The sequence below is a fragment of the Bacillus sp. FSL R5-0447 genome (genome assembly GCF_038606125.1).
Taxonomy (GTDB): Bacteria; Bacillota; Bacilli; order Bacillales; family Bacillaceae; genus Bacillus; species Bacillus velezensis.
Genome location: NZ_CP152012.1, coordinates 716,251 through 733,482, shown reverse-complemented (window position 1 = coordinate 733,482; position 17,232 = coordinate 716,251). Strand labels below are relative to the sequence as shown.

General features: G+C 44.7%; 18 protein-coding genes. All 18 read right to left on the bottom strand.

Features of this window, described 5'->3' with window-relative positions; genetic code table 11:
* Positions 1–3: 3 nt before the first annotated feature.
* Positions 4–3,387 (bottom strand): prophage endopeptidase tail family protein, encoded by a 3,384-nt coding sequence (locus NYE68_RS03875; protein WP_342494069.1) that lies wholly within the window; start codon positions 3,385–3,387, stop codon positions 4–6.
* A 12-nt stretch (positions 3,388–3,399) separates the two neighbouring features.
* Positions 3,400–4,164, bottom strand: a complete 765-nt coding sequence (locus tag NYE68_RS03870) for a distal tail protein Dit (RefSeq protein ID WP_342494068.1) — start codon at positions 4,162–4,164, stop codon at positions 3,400–3,402.
* Positions 4,157–9,040 carry a hypothetical protein gene (locus NYE68_RS03865; protein ID WP_342494067.1) on the bottom strand — a complete coding sequence of 1,628 codons (4,884 nt, stop codon included), beginning with the start codon at positions 9,038–9,040 and terminating at the stop codon, positions 4,157–4,159. Before NYE68_RS03865 ends, NYE68_RS03870 begins: the two co-directional genes overlap by 8 nt.
* A 4-nt stretch (positions 9,041–9,044) precedes the next feature.
* The gene (locus NYE68_RS03860) at positions 9,045–9,353 is read right to left on the bottom strand and encodes a hypothetical protein (RefSeq protein WP_213391045.1); all 309 of its coding nucleotides are present in this window, start codon (positions 9,351–9,353) and stop codon (positions 9,045–9,047) included.
* 47 nt (positions 9,354–9,400) lie between these two features.
* Positions 9,401–9,907, bottom strand: coding sequence for a tail assembly chaperone (locus NYE68_RS03855; RefSeq protein ID WP_326134092.1), 507 nt, complete (start codon positions 9,905–9,907; stop codon positions 9,401–9,403).
* Positions 9,908–9,963: 56 nt separating this feature from the next.
* Positions 9,964–10,251, bottom strand: a complete 288-nt coding sequence (locus tag NYE68_RS03850) for a fibronectin type III domain-containing protein (protein ID WP_342494066.1) — start codon at positions 10,249–10,251, stop codon at positions 9,964–9,966.
* The gene (locus NYE68_RS03845; RefSeq protein WP_342494065.1) at positions 10,220–10,534 is read right to left on the bottom strand and encodes a fibronectin type III domain-containing protein; all 315 of its coding nucleotides are present in this window, start codon (positions 10,532–10,534) and stop codon (positions 10,220–10,222) included. Before NYE68_RS03845 ends, NYE68_RS03850 begins: the two co-directional genes overlap by 32 nt.
* The gene (locus tag NYE68_RS03840) at positions 10,476–10,988 is read right to left on the bottom strand and encodes a phage major tail protein, TP901-1 family (RefSeq protein WP_241457986.1); all 513 of its coding nucleotides are present in this window, start codon (positions 10,986–10,988) and stop codon (positions 10,476–10,478) included. The genes NYE68_RS03845 and NYE68_RS03840 overlap by 59 nt, the downstream gene beginning before the upstream one ends.
* A 13-nt stretch (positions 10,989–11,001) precedes the next feature.
* Positions 11,002–11,400 (bottom strand): DUF3168 domain-containing protein, encoded by a 399-nt coding sequence (locus tag NYE68_RS03835; protein ID WP_115998535.1) that lies wholly within the window; start codon positions 11,398–11,400, stop codon positions 11,002–11,004.
* Between the two features lie 18 nt (positions 11,401–11,418).
* Entirely contained in the window at positions 11,419–11,835 is a 417-nt protein-coding gene (locus NYE68_RS03830) for an HK97 gp10 family phage protein (protein WP_007408589.1), read from the bottom strand.
* Entirely contained in the window at positions 11,828–12,166 is a 339-nt protein-coding gene (locus NYE68_RS03825) for a phage head closure protein (RefSeq protein WP_342494064.1), read from the bottom strand. Before NYE68_RS03825 ends, NYE68_RS03830 begins: the two co-directional genes overlap by 8 nt.
* Entirely contained in the window at positions 12,163–12,459 is a 297-nt protein-coding gene (locus tag NYE68_RS03820) for a phage head-tail connector protein (protein ID WP_241457983.1), read from the bottom strand. Before NYE68_RS03820 ends, NYE68_RS03825 begins: the two co-directional genes overlap by 4 nt.
* A 4-nt stretch (positions 12,460–12,463) precedes the next feature.
* Entirely contained in the window at positions 12,464–12,619 is a 156-nt protein-coding gene (locus tag NYE68_RS03815; RefSeq protein ID WP_156476280.1) for a hypothetical protein, read from the bottom strand.
* Positions 12,620–12,633: 14 nt separating this feature from the next.
* Positions 12,634–13,596, bottom strand: a complete 963-nt coding sequence (locus tag NYE68_RS03810) for a major capsid protein (protein ID WP_139890470.1) — start codon at positions 13,594–13,596, stop codon at positions 12,634–12,636.
* Positions 13,597–13,805: 209 nt separating this feature from the next.
* Positions 13,806–14,441 (bottom strand): phage scaffolding protein, encoded by a 636-nt coding sequence (locus NYE68_RS03805; RefSeq protein ID WP_342494063.1) that lies wholly within the window; start codon positions 14,439–14,441, stop codon positions 13,806–13,808.
* A gap of 126 nt (positions 14,442–14,567) precedes the next feature.
* Entirely contained in the window at positions 14,568–14,849 is a 282-nt protein-coding gene (locus tag NYE68_RS03800) for a hypothetical protein (RefSeq protein WP_215532455.1), read from the bottom strand.
* Positions 14,850–14,852: 3 nt separating this feature from the next.
* Positions 14,853–15,776 carry a phage minor head protein gene (locus tag NYE68_RS03795; RefSeq protein WP_342494062.1) on the bottom strand — a complete coding sequence of 308 codons (924 nt, stop codon included), beginning with the start codon at positions 15,774–15,776 and terminating at the stop codon, positions 14,853–14,855.
* Entirely contained in the window at positions 15,763–17,211 is a 1,449-nt protein-coding gene (locus NYE68_RS03790; RefSeq protein WP_342494061.1) for a phage portal protein, read from the bottom strand. The genes NYE68_RS03795 and NYE68_RS03790 overlap by 14 nt, the downstream gene beginning before the upstream one ends.
* Positions 17,212–17,232 lie beyond the last annotated feature (21 nt).

Below are 17,232 nucleotides of genomic sequence, written 5' to 3'. Positions count from 1 at the left end.
CCCTTATTGTGATTCGTAAAAAATAACAATTTGAACCTTTATCGTTTTTCCCGCAACTCCGGCAGTAGTCCCGGTCCCTCTCACTCCAATATCAACAGAACTGGCGCTTATATTTTCTAATCCCACCGTAACCGCATTAGAATATGCGCCAATGGCTGTACCTACCGCCGCAAAAACGTTCTCAGGCGCATAATAAAAACTATCAACAAAAGGAATGCGATTGTAGCGCGCGTACGCAGTTGCCCCTCCGTCAGGCGGCAGTTTAATGTCCCAAGTAAAGCAGTAAACCATCAAACCGTATTGTAGGCCTCCATGCTCGTCTTCTAATTCTGTAGAAACATTGCCACCCATCAATTTGAATTCGCAATTTTTTGCATTCCCTGCTACAACTTTGGTTCCCAATGGTAGCGTTAAATCTGATGCATCAACAATCGTTTTTTGGCCTGATTTCAGTCGAATGACCCCGGGGACATCAATATCTAAATTATTCGGTTTAAAGCGATAAATAGTAGCTGATCCTTCAAAAAGGGCCTGATAACGGTTATATGTGAACGGCTCTCCTATATTTTTAGGATTGGTAGTAGCAGTAAGAAGAAAAGCGTCTTCTTCAACAGCTGCCTGTCTTTCCATTTTCATATTAAAATGGCTTATAACTTGTCCAACATCTCCTATTTCTGAATACATTGAGATAGTTGGAACCGTTTCATATGCGGTTTGCTTGCCTGCGCCACGGAGCTCTATTTTGCCATCACCAATTGAAACTGTTCTGTAGATTTCATTATAGGAATCACCAGGATCAAAAAACTTTCCTTGTTCCTGCGTTATTTTTCCAGAACTAACAATCAATTTGTTGTAAACATAATGAGAGTCTCTGGTGTACTGGTAAATCTTATCGCCTTCGATATAGTATTCGGCATCTTCTGATTGTGTCAGCGCCTCGAAACGGGCCCCTTTTATGGTCACCCCCTCAATCGTGATACCTTTTAACGTCCCGACATTTATTTTGTCCGCTGAAAGGTCTTTGATCTTGGCGTTTGTTATTGAACCATCAATGATGTGTACCGAATCAATTATTGCTTCTTTTAGATGTGCCTTTGCGATAGCCGCATTTTGAATAGCCGCTGTCCCGATTGCCGCCTCAGCTATTTTCGCACTTGTTATGGCTGCATTTTTTATATGAGCTGCTTCTATTACCGCCTTTTGGATGTGGTCGCCATCAATAACCCCATCAACCAGCTGAGTATCAAACGGGCTATAACCATAATCAGAAATGACATCGCCTTTGCGTACCTGTACCTTACGAATAACAAAGCTACAGGGCTCAGTGTTTCCGTTTCGATTATATCCGCCGATTCCAATTGTGTAATCAGAGCCGGTTTCCGGAGCAGTAAATTTGATATTAACCCTTATAAATTGATCAGACGGAAAAGCAGAAATATCTTTCTGTTCATTGCTGCTAATTTGTATGAAAGTACTGCCTTTTTTCAAATGAATATAATTTATGTCGGTGGTATTATTCCGCTTTATTTCAAAAGACAGTGTATATTGTTGTTCTTTGACCAATGCCATTCTTTGAATATTAACAGGCGAGGACCTGTTCCCGCATATTCCGAAAGCTATTCTAGTTGTTCCATTGATAATTTGAGAAACAGTCATTTCATTAAATTCTTTTTCCTCAACACTGTGGCTGGTGTCCGTATAATCATAGAACCATTTAGATTTTAAAAGAGAGCCGGGTAAGATATTAGCATCATCAAAGTTTCTGGAAAGTTTATCAGCATCGACGGCCAGCTGGGCCAGTTTTTCTTTTGTGATCGCTCCGAAAACAATGTCATCAGTCCGAATGCGCTGAGTGGTCGCGGAGAACTGATCCGTGAATTCGCTTGCTGTGCCCCGTGTGTTGATTGAGCGCAAGCGATAATACCAAACTTCATTTACTCCCGTAAAATGCTCGTATCCGCCTGTTTTGCCTCTGAAAATACGATTCTCTTTTAATGGGGTGAATCCATTTACTTGTGAAGCATACACCTCGTAGGCTGCAATATAACTGGACGGATCATAGTCCCATGTCAGGGCCACATTCTGAAACATGGGTTTGATCACTACATTCGACGGAACGGGCGGTGCTTTGTCGGGAAAGCTGCCGTCCGTAACCTCTCCGGCGTCCGGTTTGCTTTCCCAAGTGCCACGGTTCTTTTCGATCACACTTTCAATCTGCTCAAGCCTACCGTCTTTTTGTAATGCCGATAAAAATTGGCCGATCTCAACGACGCAAGTATTTTCAGGGTCAGTAATATCGTATTCCATTGAAATAACGCGCTGCGATGTCTCGATTGGAATAGCGAAGTTTCGATCAATCGTGATCGTTGTATCTCCCAATTCCACATGTTCGTGTTCGTGTCCCGGCACGCTCTCAAGCAGCTGCACAGACAGCTCATAATTGATTTCTGTCTTACATGCAGTCGTTATCAAATGATTATACGTGGCCTTTAAGAGCTCTTCCGGCTCCGTTATGTCTTCATTATTGAACTGGCCTTCCCGATGGATCAACTTTCCATCTCTAAGGCGCCCCAATCTTTCTAATAAATCCGGATCGCCAACCCATTCCTGGCCTAAAGGCTTATCGACCGGGTCGCCTTTTGATTTTTTCCATTCTACTTCAGAGAAATCAATAAAACGGGAATAGCCGCCCGTTTCCTCTCCTTCCTCATCCGTAGATGCTATGGATGCCCCGTAACCCCAAAGGGCTGTCACTGGGTAACTGATAACGGTCCGCCGGATATTTGTTGTATCCTTATCACTCTCAAAGCGCTTTCCGCTGTCTTTACCGCGACGGGGAAGTATTTTTATGATTCGTTTGACGACCTTATTTCCATCAAATTCTATAGTGTCCTGAAGCTCTCCGCCCCATATATTGATCACGTCAGCAATACAATCCAACGCTGTTTTTTTATAGAAGGTAGTCGAATTCACTCCAAGCTCCGCCGTTACTTCCGCCACCCATCTTGACCGAGAAAGGACGTTGTCCAGTACAAACTGAGCAGTTTTGTTAGTTGGGCGGAAATCTTTTACAAATGTTTCGGCAAGCTCCATCATGGCAGCCTCACAGGTAACCTGGGTGTTAACCTCTCCTTCTTCGTCTGCATCATCCAATTCCTTGATGACAAACAGACGCAGTACACCGTCCTTATCCTTGAACACCACTTGATTCTCTTCAAATAAGAAGCGTGCGTCAGGATGGGAGGCGTCCGCTACAAAAGAAAAAGAAGAGCCCTTGTTCAGCTCTTCCTTGTATTTTGCATCCCAGAACGTACAGGTTTCTCGTCCGTGGCTGGACAGCACTGTCAATAATTTATCATCTGGTGAAAGTATATAAATGTCAGCCATGACCGGACCTCCTTACAAATATGCCTCATTAAATTTGATGCTGCTCTTATGACTGAACTTGATTTTAACTGGCGTCCTGGGCGGCAACAGAAACCAATCTGATTGAATTTGAAGTGCTGTCATGATTAAATTACCGCTGCAAGTGACCTTTCTTTTTGCTGAATCAATTACAAGAGTGTCACCAGCGATGAAATCGTAAAGCAGCTTGATCGTTTTCGATACAGACCCATCAGCATTAAGAAGAGCCACCTCATATGAAGTGGCTTTCTCTTCAAAAACGCATTCGATTGTTGGGTCTACGGCTGCATAGCCCGGATTAGTAATAGTTTGAACACCTGAATCAAATTCAAAATCCTTCGCTAAGCCGTATTTTTTTGGATCCGGACAGATAAAAGTCAATGTTGCAGTCTGAAAGCCTCCCTGTTCTTCGCCTTCTGAAATGCTTTCAAAGACAGCGTTATAGAATCTGTCAGGCTCATCATGAAAAATTAACGGTTTAGGCTCTTCGGTGTGCAGAATAAAAGTCAATTCCTCCTGCTTTTTCTTCAACTCTTCTTCACTGCTGAAGGCAAAAAGAACCTCAATGGTTATGACTCTTACAGGGATTCTTGTGTTCCGCAGGAAACCGCCGGGGCGATTCCCGATAGTGGCTGTATTCACTTCTCTTCCGGTCACTCCCCGGCCGCCCGTGGTCTTCACATAAAAGAAGGGGGAGATATCAATGCCATCAAACGTGATTTTCCATTGGTTAGGCAGCAGTTCCTGGTAATTAATCATTAAATCTCACCCTCCTTGCGTTTGACCTTTTTTGTGCGTTTGTGACAGGCTTTTCTACGCCTTGACCGACCTTCTTGCTGTCCATCTCAACAACAATCATTCTGTCAGGCAATTCAAGGTTCCGGATGTCCGCGCTCAATTCTTTTCTAACCGTGCCGAGTTCGCTACTAGAAATGGATGTGTCATATGCAAAATTCAGATCCTCCTGCTGAATAGTCATGGCATCACTGACGGCGCCCATAGCTTTCTGAACAGCACCGATACCATTCTGAATCCCCACAGCGATACCGGCAGGAACCATGATCCCGACCTGATCCCGCATCAATCTGGATGGGGAGTGGATTTTCAATTTTTTCTTAATGGTTTTCTCAATTGTCGAGGCGATGGAATTTGCTTCTTTCGCCAGCTCGCCCTTCATATTCTTCATTCCAGAAATAATGCCAGCCATTGTATTTGAACCGATGGCTTTTCCGCTTTTCTTGAGAGAACCAAGCTGTTTTACATCCACTGTAAGCTCCCCAATTTTGCGGAGATAGTCATTTTTCAATAGTGCCAGTTCTTTATTTGCGGCAGATCGTAATTCATTTATTTTCTTGGTCGTCGCGTTCTTCAAGCCGGTTAATTCTTGGGTAGCCTGGTCACTGGCCAGCTTGTGCTTTTCTTTCCACAGACTGACATACTCATTTAGCTCCGAATCTGTCATGCGGGCTATTGCATTAATCTGATCAGCTGACCCGACACCCATTTCTTTCAATTCGTCTGTGAATGCCTTCGGTGCCCGGCTTGCTATTTTTGTAATGTCAGTGTTGAACGTTTTGATCTTGTCCAGCTGCTTTTTAAGATTTGAAGTCAGCTTGGAGCCGTTCACATTTTGACTTGAGACATCGTCAAATAGACCGATGGCGTTATAGATCGCGTCAGTTCGGTCTTGCAGCTCTTTTTTATAGGCATCATTGGCCGCCTTAATATCGGCAGTCAGTTTATCATTCACACTTTTGAATTTTGAGAGATAAGTATTGTTTGCAGAAAGAATGCCCTTGTTAAGTTTGTCAGCCGCTTTCTTTTCGGCTTCCTTCTGCTTTCTGGTCTTATCAGCCATCGCTTTTTGAGTCTGATAGATTTCCCGTTGAACCTTTATTTGCTGGTCAGAATTCAGCTTGTTCTTCTTCTTGATTTTCTCAAGCGTTTTGATATAGGTATTCCCGCTGATTTTTCCTGTATCGTATTTTGCCTCAGCTTTCTTAATCTGATCTGATACTTTCTTGGTATACGCCAGCTTCGCCTTCGCTTCCTTGCGCTGCTGCTCTTTCAAAAGCTTCTTCTGTTTATCAGAGGCGTTTTTGGCAGCTTGATAGATTTCACGCTGGATTTTTCGGCTTTGCTCGCTTGTCAGCTTGTTTTGCTTCTGGATTTTCTGCAACGTCTTGATATAAGTGTCAGCGCCCATTTTCTTGGTGTCATATTTAACTTCAGCGTTTTTAATTTTGTTGGTCACTTTCACTTCAGCAGCTTTTTGAGCCGCTTTAGCCGCTCTCGCCGCAGCCGCTTTTACTTTGGCCTGCGACTTATCAATACCAGCCGCCATACCGGTACCGACGTGATAGCCGACCTTGTCACGCATTACCCTTGACGGAGAATGGATTCCCAGAAGTTTTTTCATGCCGTTAGGGATAGCATTTGCCATTGATTTTACTTTGCTCGCTAATGCTCCCGCCATGCCGCTAATACCATTTATTAAGCCTTGGATGATGTTCTTACCGATCTGCCACAAGTTAATGCCGCGGAAAAACTTCATGACACCGTTCCATATGCTTGTAATTGTTGATTTTGCTGATTTCATTATGCCGGAAATAGCGTTTTTCATACTATTGAATAGGCTTTTAGCTGTACTCACAAGCCCTTTCCAGAGCCCTGTCACAAAACCTTTGACGGCGTTCCACACGCTTGTAAAAACACTCTTGGTGCCATTCAGCATGCTGCTAAAAAATGACTTCAAACCATTCCAAATGCTCTTGGCAGTAGAAGATACAGCTTTCCATACTGTGGTAACAACAGTTTTTATCGCATTCCAAACGGTGCTGAAGATTTTCTTTTGCGTATTTAGCCAACTGGTGAAGAATGTTTTCAATCCATTCCAGATTGATTTTCCAACTGATACAACGCCCTTCCAGATCGAAGTAGCAATTGTTTTGATGCCGTTCCAAATGCTTGTAAATGCGGTTTTCATTCCATTCCAAACAGATGAAAAGAACGTTTTTAAACCATTCCAGACAGATTTCCCGACTGACACAATGCCTTTCCAGGTTGAAGTGGCGAATGACTTAATGCCGTTCCAAACCGTTGTGAACGCGGTTTTCATCCCATTCCAGAGTGATGAAAAGAATGTTTTCAGGCCGTTCCAAATGCTTTTAGCTGCCGATACAATTCCATTCCAAACAGTAGAGAAGAACGACTTTATTCCGTTCCATGTTGATGTTGCTATCGTCTTTATACCTGTCCAGACAGTAGACAGCCAACTGGAAATAGCGCCCCATGCCGCAATTGTAGCCGATTTTACCGTGTCCCAATTCGCGATGATCAAGGCAACCAGACCGATGACAGCCGCCGTAATCCATCCGATAGGCCCCATTGCGATGACCCATGATGCGGCCATACGTGCCGCCTGTGCTGCCGCTTGTGCCGCAAGCATGACGAGTTGCCGACCGAATAAAACCATTTGCTTACCGCCTGCAACCAGCAAAGATATGAAATTGCTGATCTGCGCCGCCGTCCAAGCCGCTGCCATGCGGGTTGCCTGTGCTATGGATTGCGCTGCGAGCACGGTCATTTTGGCAATGAAAAGACCCATCTGCTTAATCCCGTTTGTCAGCATTGTGATAAAAGAGGAGATCTTCATTGCTGTCCATGCGGTTGCTGTACGGGCAGCACTTGCGATTGATTGGGCCGCCATTACAGTCATATTCTTGATCCATAAGCCCATTTGAACAATGCCGCGCCTCAGAGCAGAAACAAACGCTGATATTTTCATGGCTGTCCACGATGCCGCCATTTTCACAGCATTAGCTGTTGCGCTTGCTGCCATCGCTGTATACTTCGCAATGAATTGTCCCATAGTTGCTATCGCTGATTTTAATTGGCCAATCAGGCCGGCCAGCTTTATACCCGCAGCTGTGGTTTTGAAGGTTCGTAGATAATCAGCTGCATCTTTAAAATCTTTAAGACCGTTGGTAACAGCACTGACCGCTACTATCGCCGGAACAATAGCTCTTAGAGCACCGATTAATGAAATGCCCGCCGCAATGAACTTCCCGATTGCCGGGTTTGCTTCCATCGCCGCATTAGTAAATTTCAAAAACCCATTTACATTCTCCAAAATCGTTTTTCCGAGTGGAGCCATGCCGACAAGCAAGTTGATGATAGTCTTCGCGATCTGCCCCAATGTGCTCCATACTGTAGGGCCGTTGGTTTTGATATAGTCTATGAACGATTGAAATTCTTTTGTTTTCGTAACGCTGCCAGCCCACTCATTGAACCGCTTGGTCAGATCTACGAGGGATGTCATCATGTCTTGAGACATAGGAGCGAATCCAGTAAACAGCTTTGTCAGGCCGCCCGAAAAGTTTCTGATGATCTGCAGCAGTTTTGGGCCGTTGGTTTTTGTATACTCCACAAAAGCCTGAAATTTCTTTGAGGAGCCCAAGTTCGCTGACCATTTCACCCATGATTGGGTCATTCCTTCGATGGATTTTGTCATGCTCTTTCCAGTCGGTCCGAATGCTACGATCAGATTAAAAACTGTCCGTAAGACATTCCCGGCAGATCGGCCGAATGAAGCAAACGCCGCCGGAGCTTCTTTGTTCAGATAGGAAATGAATCTCTGCATGTCCGGAGCTTTAAAAGCCTTATCCATGCTTTTCGCCAGTCCCACGCCCTCTTTTGCCAGTCCATCAAACATTGGAATGAGTGAGTTAAGCGCGAGTTTAAACGTATTTAGAGACATACCGAATGTTTTTAAGATCGGCTTTTGAACCATCGTACCGATGTCCCGCCAATTGTCTTTGAAGTCTTCGAGGTTCTTTAATGCCTCTCTCTCTTCTTTTCCAAGAGATTTTTGCAGATTATTGATCTGTTTCATGATTTTAGCGCGCTCTTTTGCGCTCGTTGCATTGTCCAGCTTCTCCTGCAGCTTTGCAAGGTCTTCAGATGCTTTGAATACACCGCTTATTGAAGTAATAGCCAGGGCACCGAATGCCGCCGCGCCTGTTCCCGCTGTTGCAAATGCACTGGTTAACCCCATAACCCCGCCAGCTGCCACCCCGAGCATAGGGCCCAAGGCACCAATTGCCCCGGTTATGCTGGCAAGAACCGGAGAAATTGCAGGCAATGCGGACGTGAAGGCGCCAGCAAGCGAATGACCTATGACAGTTGAAACAGAGTTAGTGATTTTGGCGAGCCTGTTCATTGATGTTTCAAACCGATCAATTCGGGCTTCGATGTGTATCCAAACACGTTTTGGCAAGGAATGTGTCTCTGTTCTGGCTACTGCTACCGCTCTCGTTAAATTCGAGGTATCACCGTTTATGTTGGTAGTGACTCTATTTCGCAACGAAGCTAAAGCTGTCCGTGCTTCTGACACAGCTCTAGTCAGAGGATCTGAATCAGCATCTAAATCAACTCGCGTGCGTTCATGTCGATGTACAAAATTATCAATTTGCTGCTCGGCCTGCCGCACTCTGGCCTGAAAGCTTGCGATCTCTGCGTCAATTTCTACTGTCTGATGATCATTCATCCGGCGCATCATATCATTCACACGGTCCATGCTGCGAGTAAATCTTCTTGTCTGCGCTTCAACTATTGCTGTCAATCTTTCGATCAATTCCTCACCCCATTCCTTGTCCAAATTTTGCAAAGTGGTTGCGGATTGTATCATTAAACCGCTGAACCCCTTTAGCTCGTTTGCCGAGCTCGTTCACATCTGATTTACGCCATTTGTCGTTATCGCCAGTGATATTCCGCTCCAATTGGCGTCTGGCCTTCTTTGCATCAAACATTTTCGTTTCTTTAGGGCGCTTCTCATTCATGGCGTAACGGTGAAACATGGCGTTTCTTGCCATAAGCTCCAATTCATCTATTTCTCGCAACTTGGCCCCTTTGAGCAAAAGCTTGTACTCGTTAGGAGTCCATGACATGATTAAATCCACATCATAAACCCCGAGCCAATGTGCGGAATTTGTAATTATTTGGTCATAGTCGATCCCGTTCTCTCTTTGTATGCCTCTTTCATCATCTTCAGGACTTCCTTGCCGTTCTCTTCGTCCTCCAGCCGCTTCGCTTCCATTTCCGGCGTTTCGTTCGGAGCCGGTTTCTTCCCTTTGTTCATCTTCTCCATCATCTTCCAGCGCTGACGGATCACGCCTTTGAAAAAACCCGCCGAGTCCAGCGTTGTGAATGCTTCATTGATCATCTTGTCAATTGCGTCGCCTGTTTCGTCTTCATCAATGATTTTAATAATTGCTTCTTCAATAGCCTCAATTGATGGCTTTTCTTTCTTCAAGTAAGCGAGTGCACAATCCCAAAAAGCAGAAAGATAGGAAGCCTCTTCGTTGAGCAAGCTCATGTAAATATTCATTGTGCCGCCTTTGCCCTTTTCGTCCGCAGTGGAATATTTTTCGTTTGCCAATCTGTCAAAAGCAAAGTCGCAGCGTGATTTGTATTCTTTATCTCCGATAGTTAAGTAAGCCAATTATAAAACCTCCGATTATTTTTTTATGTTAAAAAAGAGCCCGGGAAGTCCGGACCCTATGATTCCTTTTCTGTACGTATCGTAAAATTGGCCGATCGTTCCGATTCCCCGGCCGAGTTCACTGCCGACACGTTAAAAATGTAGGCAGTGTCCGGCTTCAGGTTAGGATTCGACGTATACGAATTCTCTGAGACAGTCGCTATTTTTGCATAAAATCTGTAAATGTTGTAAGATGACGCCCCTTTCACCGCATCCCATGAAAAACTCACCTGATTTGAAGTGGCGGTTTTCGCAGTTATATTGCGGGGTACGTTAGGGCGTAACCGCTTGTGTTTGCGTAACAATCTCAGTCATTGAGGACTCGCCAGCATCGTTCACAGCAGAGACGTTGACCGTCAGTTTCGTGTCGGCTGCAATTCCTGTCAAGGTGTGGGATGTGCCAGTGACAGTTGCGTCCAGTTGCTTGCCCGCTCCCCTGTATACCTTATATGAAGTCGCCCCATCTACCGCATCCCATTTCACGGTCACGCTGTCAGTCGTAGCCGTGAACGATAGATTTTGGGGCGCATTAGGGCGTAGTCGTGCCGCCGAATTCCTCAAATTTAGTCGCGCCGGCAGAGGATTCAATCGCCGCTAATACTTCGTCCGATAGTGGAGGCAATTCGCCTTTGAATGTTTTTCCGAGTACAGGAAGAGTAACGGACGTCTCAACAAAACCATCTTGCGGCTGGCTCGCTTCCAAACTTTCAATAATTGCATGACCATAAACTGCGTTGTGCTTTCCATTTTTATTTTTGTTTTTATTGACTTTCCAGACCTTAATTGCCTTTTCGTTATCAAATGCGTTTTCGATCGCTTCCTGCCCTGGATCGGACACAGCAGCATAAAAAGTCAGCTCAAAGCTTTCATTTTTTGTACCGTAACCGACAATACGGCCTGATTTTGTGGACTCGTCCAGCGTGTCCTGTTCTTTCGTGTGTGACCCTTCTGTTTGAAAGGCAATGAACAGCCCATCTGTCCCTTTTGCATCCATCGGCTGCACAAAATAAATCTCATCTTTACCGTTTAATAAATCCGGCATTTTGTTCATCCTCTCAATTGTTTATTGTGAAGCGCATTCTGAGAATGCCGTGACGCGTGTACCCGTCAATATCGGTGATCACCTGCATGCTGCGCATCTCAGAACGGCATAAAGAAAAGCCCTCTATTGTTAGGGGCCTGCTTGTTAACGCTTGAAGCATGAGGCTCAGAATCTCCATTGCTTCTTTTTTTCCGTTGTAACCCGACCAGCAGTGCAGAACGACATTGATTTCTTCACCGCTGGATGTCTTTGTTTCAAATGGGGAAACATCATCATCTCCCATTGTGACATAAGGCTTTTGCTGATCTTTCGGGACTGCATCAAAGACGCCCGTGACGCGCCCGTTCAGCTCTTCGTCTGTTGACAACCTCTTAAATAGAGCAGCCTGCAACGGCCACAGGGCAGATCGCATGATGACAGCTCCTTTCCATCACATTTGACTGGCAAAATACCGCATGCCTTCGTCCACCGCTGGGTTCCAGAACGGCTGTGCCCGCATTCCCCGCGTGACCACCCATCTATTAAGCTTGGTGTCATAATAAACCCACGGCGTTTGCCGGCCGCCGCCTTCCTCTGCATAAATCCCTGTTCCATATTCCACATATACGGCATAATCGGCACCAACAGAAATAACGGCCCGTAAGCCGCCCTCTTGGTAGTCGATTTCAATTGAATTTTTCAGGTTCCCTCCGTCTATCGCGGCGGTCGGAGCATTCAGGACAGCATGGCTGTAAATCAGCTCGGCCGTGTCTGTGACCAGTTGCTTAATATCATCTATGACCCGGTTTCTAAACTCGCTCGTGGCTCTTTGCATCTGCCTGACCCATCTACCACTGACCTCAGCCACTGCCCTTCAGCACCCCCGTTACCTGACATTTCAAATTCATCATCTCATGCATGCCGCCCTGGTCGATCGGATCTGATTTGAGAGTCAGCACCTTATTTTCGTAGATGATCCGCATTGTCTTCTCAATATCATTGCGATACGGAAAATACACATTGCAATCAACCGGGTTCTGAAGCTGCTGAGCCTGATAATATTCCCGGGACGTAATCCCGCCGACAAAGGCCTCTGTTGTGAGATAATCAGTGAATTTTTCAACATAGCCCCCGCCGCCGTCCGGCACCTTTTCCACCCGCTGAAACGTGACAACATGCGGGAATTCTTCATAGATCATCGGAATGCCTTTCTGTATGGGTACAGATTCTTCATGATGTGTTGCGGGAAGTCCGTGTTATACGAATACGACACATCCCCCATACTTCTCCCAGACAGACCAGACGGCGTCATATTGTATTCAGCCGCTTTCGCAACAAATATTTTCACACCAGCGGGCAGCGCTTTTGGATCAAAAGTATTTTTGCATTCGTCTGCGGCAACCTCAATTAAAATAGGGACAACCTCAGACAAATAAGCGTCATGCTTGTCGGTGGTTATCCCTATCATTCGTTTTACTTGTTGGATGTCCATTGGATCACCCTTTCAATTTTTCGAGAAGTGTTTCTCGTTTCATGTTGAAATAGCCAGGAATCCTTTTTTCTTTTGCTTGTTGTTTAAGCTGATCTAAAGACATGCTCTCGTAATTCATTTTTTTCAACCGTCGCATTCTATTAAAAGAAGCCAGACCCATGAAGACCAGCCCCCTTACAGCTTGTGTTTGAATGCAACCATCCGAATGTTTTTAGGCTCGTAAACACGTTTCCAGTTGGATGGATCGGCTAATTCCTCATTCGTTGGGGCAAGACCAGCAACATTGTTTTTCACGAAACGCACGCCGCGTGGATGTAACAGGAAGTGTTGACGATTAATGAGAATGTCTTCACCTTGCAAACTGTCGCGGTCTACTTCGGTAGGTGTTGGGGCTGCTCCGTTCCCGAGGCCGATTGCTCCCGCACCAAATAAATACGAAGTATATACTTTTCCGCCTTCTTCAAGGGTTTCGACAGGCATACTGTCATCCACAATAACCCGCTTTTCTTGATAGAATGGAATTTTTGCAGCCGCCTCTGAATCCTTCACAAATTCAATAAGGTTCTGCTTCTTCATTTCCGCATAAGTATTCGAGTGAACGCCAATCGCAGTCAATTTATTCTCAGCATCCCCCATCACATGTGTTGCATCAATGAATGTTTCACCATTGAAAACACCATCTGACAAAGTAGAAATATCAAGAATATTGTCTTTCATTGTTGGTGAAGCGAACACACCTTTCAGCTCTGCTAAAAGTGTTGCTTGTCTGCGTCGCGCCCAATAGCTTGCCACAAGCGCAGCGATCGCGGCCATTGGATCACTACCAGCCAATGATTTTGCCAATTCATTTGCTCCCCACGCTTTACCACGAAGCAAAAGCACCGCCTCATCAAAATCTGATGTGATTTTTTCAGGTGTGAGAGGTGTTTTGTCAGATAAAACTTCGTCTTCTCCCTCTAAATCATCCCAAAAAGGCATTTGGATAGTCGTACCGCCTGAAGAGGCTAAACGATCCAATTCCGGATTATTTGAGATAATCCCGCTCTGTTGTAATGCCGATAATTCGGCTGTTCTTTGAATTACATATGGGTTAAAAACCTCTGGAACGATAACGTCCGCTATTTTAGTTGTTGCCATTGTCATTTCTCCTTTATTTTAAATTAAGCTGATGTTCCCGGATCGCCTTTTGGACCTTGAGGGCCTTCCGGGCCTCGTGGTCCTGTATCTCCTTTTGGCCCCTGAGGACCAGCTGGACCTCTATCACCTTTAGGGCCTCTTTCTCCCGCTGGTAGCTTCACATTGCGAAGAAAACGCGGAATGCGTTTTTTCATACCTTCACACCTCCATTACTGCGCCTCTTTTTGCAAGCGCATTGCTAATTCTGGATTCTCTCTAAAAAGGCGCCCTTGCTCAGTAAGATTCAACGTTTCTTTCTTAAAAGGGTTTGCAGGCGTCTGCGTTCCGGATTGACCGGAAACATGTGGCTGCCTTCCCGCTAAAGACGGAGCACCTTTTTGATCTTCCTCAAAAAGATAGCTGTCGCTTTCCCTGAGAGCCGTTAGTTGTTCATCAAGACCAATCACCTTGCCGTCAGCTAATTTCAAACCATCAAGATTTAAATTGGCTTTAACAGCCCTGATGTTTTTTGACTTCGCATCACGTAATGCTGATTCAATCGCGAAATCAAAAGCCTGCTGATCTAATTTTTGCTGATACTCCTCAGCAGTTTTTTGGTTGTCTTCTTGCAATTGTTCAATTGCTGCCTGAAGCTCTTCGTTTCCTTTAGCCTGTTTCTGCAAAGTGTTCAATTGCTGGTCACGCTCGTCAAGCTGGCTTTTCAAGTCCTTCTTCTCATTGTTGACTGCATCAAAACGCTCCTTCGGGAACCATTGGCCGTTACTGACAATATCAATCTTTTGATCTCCGGCTTTTTCGATCACCTGAGCATATAAATCATCACCGAGCAATTCTTTTAAACTCATTTCATTCTCTCCTTTGATGTTTTTTTGCGTGTCCACCTCACGCACAGGATTTACGTTTGTTTTTGCTCTAAACCTTTAAAACGAGCAGACAAAAGAGCCTTTTAACGTCATGCTCAGGACAGGTCTTTAATGACTATCTTTATACAGCTGGTAATTTTGCAACGCTTCACCCTTAAAAATAACGGTCAGACTGCTTTGCTCATTCTGTTTTTCAAGCTCCTGTAAGTTAGCCCTGTACATATCCTGTGATTCAATAAGCTTTTTGGCTTTTTTTGCATCAAATGTTTTTGTTTGCAACAGTGTTTGTTTAAGCTCATTCATAATCTCGTCGTAACTATCAGAATCATCGTAACGAATAGCGCAATTCAGCATTTCAAGTAAATATTGAATACGTTCATTCACTTTCATAGATCATTTCCCCTTTTCCTCAATGGATTTGTACCATTCTTCATAGGTTTGATATGGGATTGTTCGGCCTGCTCCGTTACCACCTTCCCTCGCCCTTCTCGTGTCCGGCAGGACGCCGTTCACTTTAAACGTAATTGTGCAACGGCAGTTTATATCGTCTTTCGCATTATTCATGTGCCCCGGAGCCGGTCCGATGCCGCCATAAATTGATTTGAACAGCCCATTGCGTTCTATTGTCTTCCCGTCCAGCTTCCTGTGCCCGGCTCGTGTTTTAAGATCAAGGGTAGCATTCCACATCTTTTCAAGATTGCTCCGTTTTGAGGCCTTTTCAGCGCTTTCCATCCTTGCCGAGACTTGTACCCTATGAACTTCTGTTCTCGCCACGTCACGGGCTTTCCTGCGGGCAAATTCGGTCGCTCTTTCAATGCGGCGGGCGATCTTTGAATAATCCTCCCCCGCTTGTAGGCCCTGTGCGACGGAAATTTGAATCTGCCGGACATAATCATCGCGATGCCGCCTGTATATCGCTGACAAAGTCAATTCAGCTATGGGGTTTAGAATGGCCTGCCGAATGACTTCGGCTGTCGGGATGCTAAAACCCAAGTTAACCACGGATTCCATTTCAAATAGATAAGCAGAACGCATATAATTCTCTAAAAACTGCTTGGCTGCTAATGCCTCAACAATAGTTAGAATGGTTTTGAAAGCCTTGTGAGATTCCTCGGCCATCCTCTCCATTTCCTTGTTCAGACGATTGTATTTGTTGGCATCGGCTAAAGTAAGCTGGCCGTCCTTACTGTATTTCGCATACAGCCGGGCAATTTGTGCATTGGTCTCCTTTAAGCGAGATGCAAAAACGACATCAATCTTTTGAGCATCCTCAGTGATCATGTCGTCCAGGTACTTATCAATATCATTCTGGTTCATCTTCATCACCGCCCACGTCTGTTTCCACATCCGTTAACGGCGGCATGCTGTTCCTGTATTCGATTTCTTCAGATTCAATTCGCTTCATTTCAGCTTCTACATCGTCAACCCATGGATGATGAGCGAGACGAGTTTCTTTGCTTAAATCAGTGCTTTGATTACCCATCTGCACCTCTTCAAGTTCATTGGTCATACGTGAACGGTTGAATGTCATTTGTAAGAGAGTGTGATCGTATTCCCCTTGGCCGGTCATCCGCAAATATTCAGTAAAAAACCAAAAGAAGGCATGCAAAGCCGGACGGAATTTCCTCTCAGCTTCATTTGCCTTCAGATCAAGTAAAGAATATAGGTTTTTAATTGCAACGTTCGTCGGTGAATTTCCCACTTTGTCAGGATTATTGTTAACTCCCTGCCCGAACCGGTATATATTTTCCTCAAGTCGATCAAGGTGGGAATTAGAACTATCCATGGGGATTTCAGCAGTTTTCATGTTGAATCCGCCACCTTCACCAACAGCAACCGCTTTATAGTGGCGCAGATTTGTGACAAATTCAGATAGGTCATCCGAGTAATTTATCAATTCATAAATAATTTCTTGCATTTCATCAAAAGTATTTGCGTTGTTTGAAATGTTGCTGTTGTATTGATCAATTAAATCCTTGTAAAAAACAAGATCGCTGACACCTTCTTCATTGTTCTTGAACTCGACTAAGGGGACTTTTCCCCATCCATACCCGGCATTCCCTAAATAAAAATGACTCTCTGGGTTTCGTTCGTATTCAAAATCAAGAACGAGAGCACCATCGTGCATTACGTAGTAGAATATCTGCTCATCCGTATACAATTCGACCTTACGAGTGTATTCATCATCAATGTTTTTCACATCATAATACCTGATTGCATACAGAAGCTTCCGCTTTTTCGTCGTATCGTATACCGCAATGACTTCTTCAGCCGGAATCCGGATAAAATCAAATTTCCCGTCTTCATCAACAAATGGGTGGAGCCATTCACTGCCCTTATTACTGGCGTTTTTCAAAAGCTCATTCATCACGTCATCAAAATCTTCGTTTACAAAGTCATTGACCAGCTTCAAGAACTTTGAATCTTCAGCATTAAAAGTGATTGGTTTCCCGACCAGATACTGCACTTTCTGTTGGACCAGCAGCTTGTGCCAGTTATGAGAAATACGGTTATTAGGCTTTTCCGTATCTATTTTTCGTATGCCACCCTCATAGAAATAGCGCAGTCTTTTTTTTATGTCGGCCTGATTCATATAATATGCGACGCCCTCAAGCATTCGGTCACGATCTAATTCGTGTTTATCAATCATCTTTTGAATAACCGTAGTGTCCGGCAGAGTATCTGATGTTTCTGCACTGTCCTGAATGATTTTCAACAGCTCTTCTGTGTGTGTTGGCGTTATTGGATACAATAGAAATCAGCTCCTTTCTTT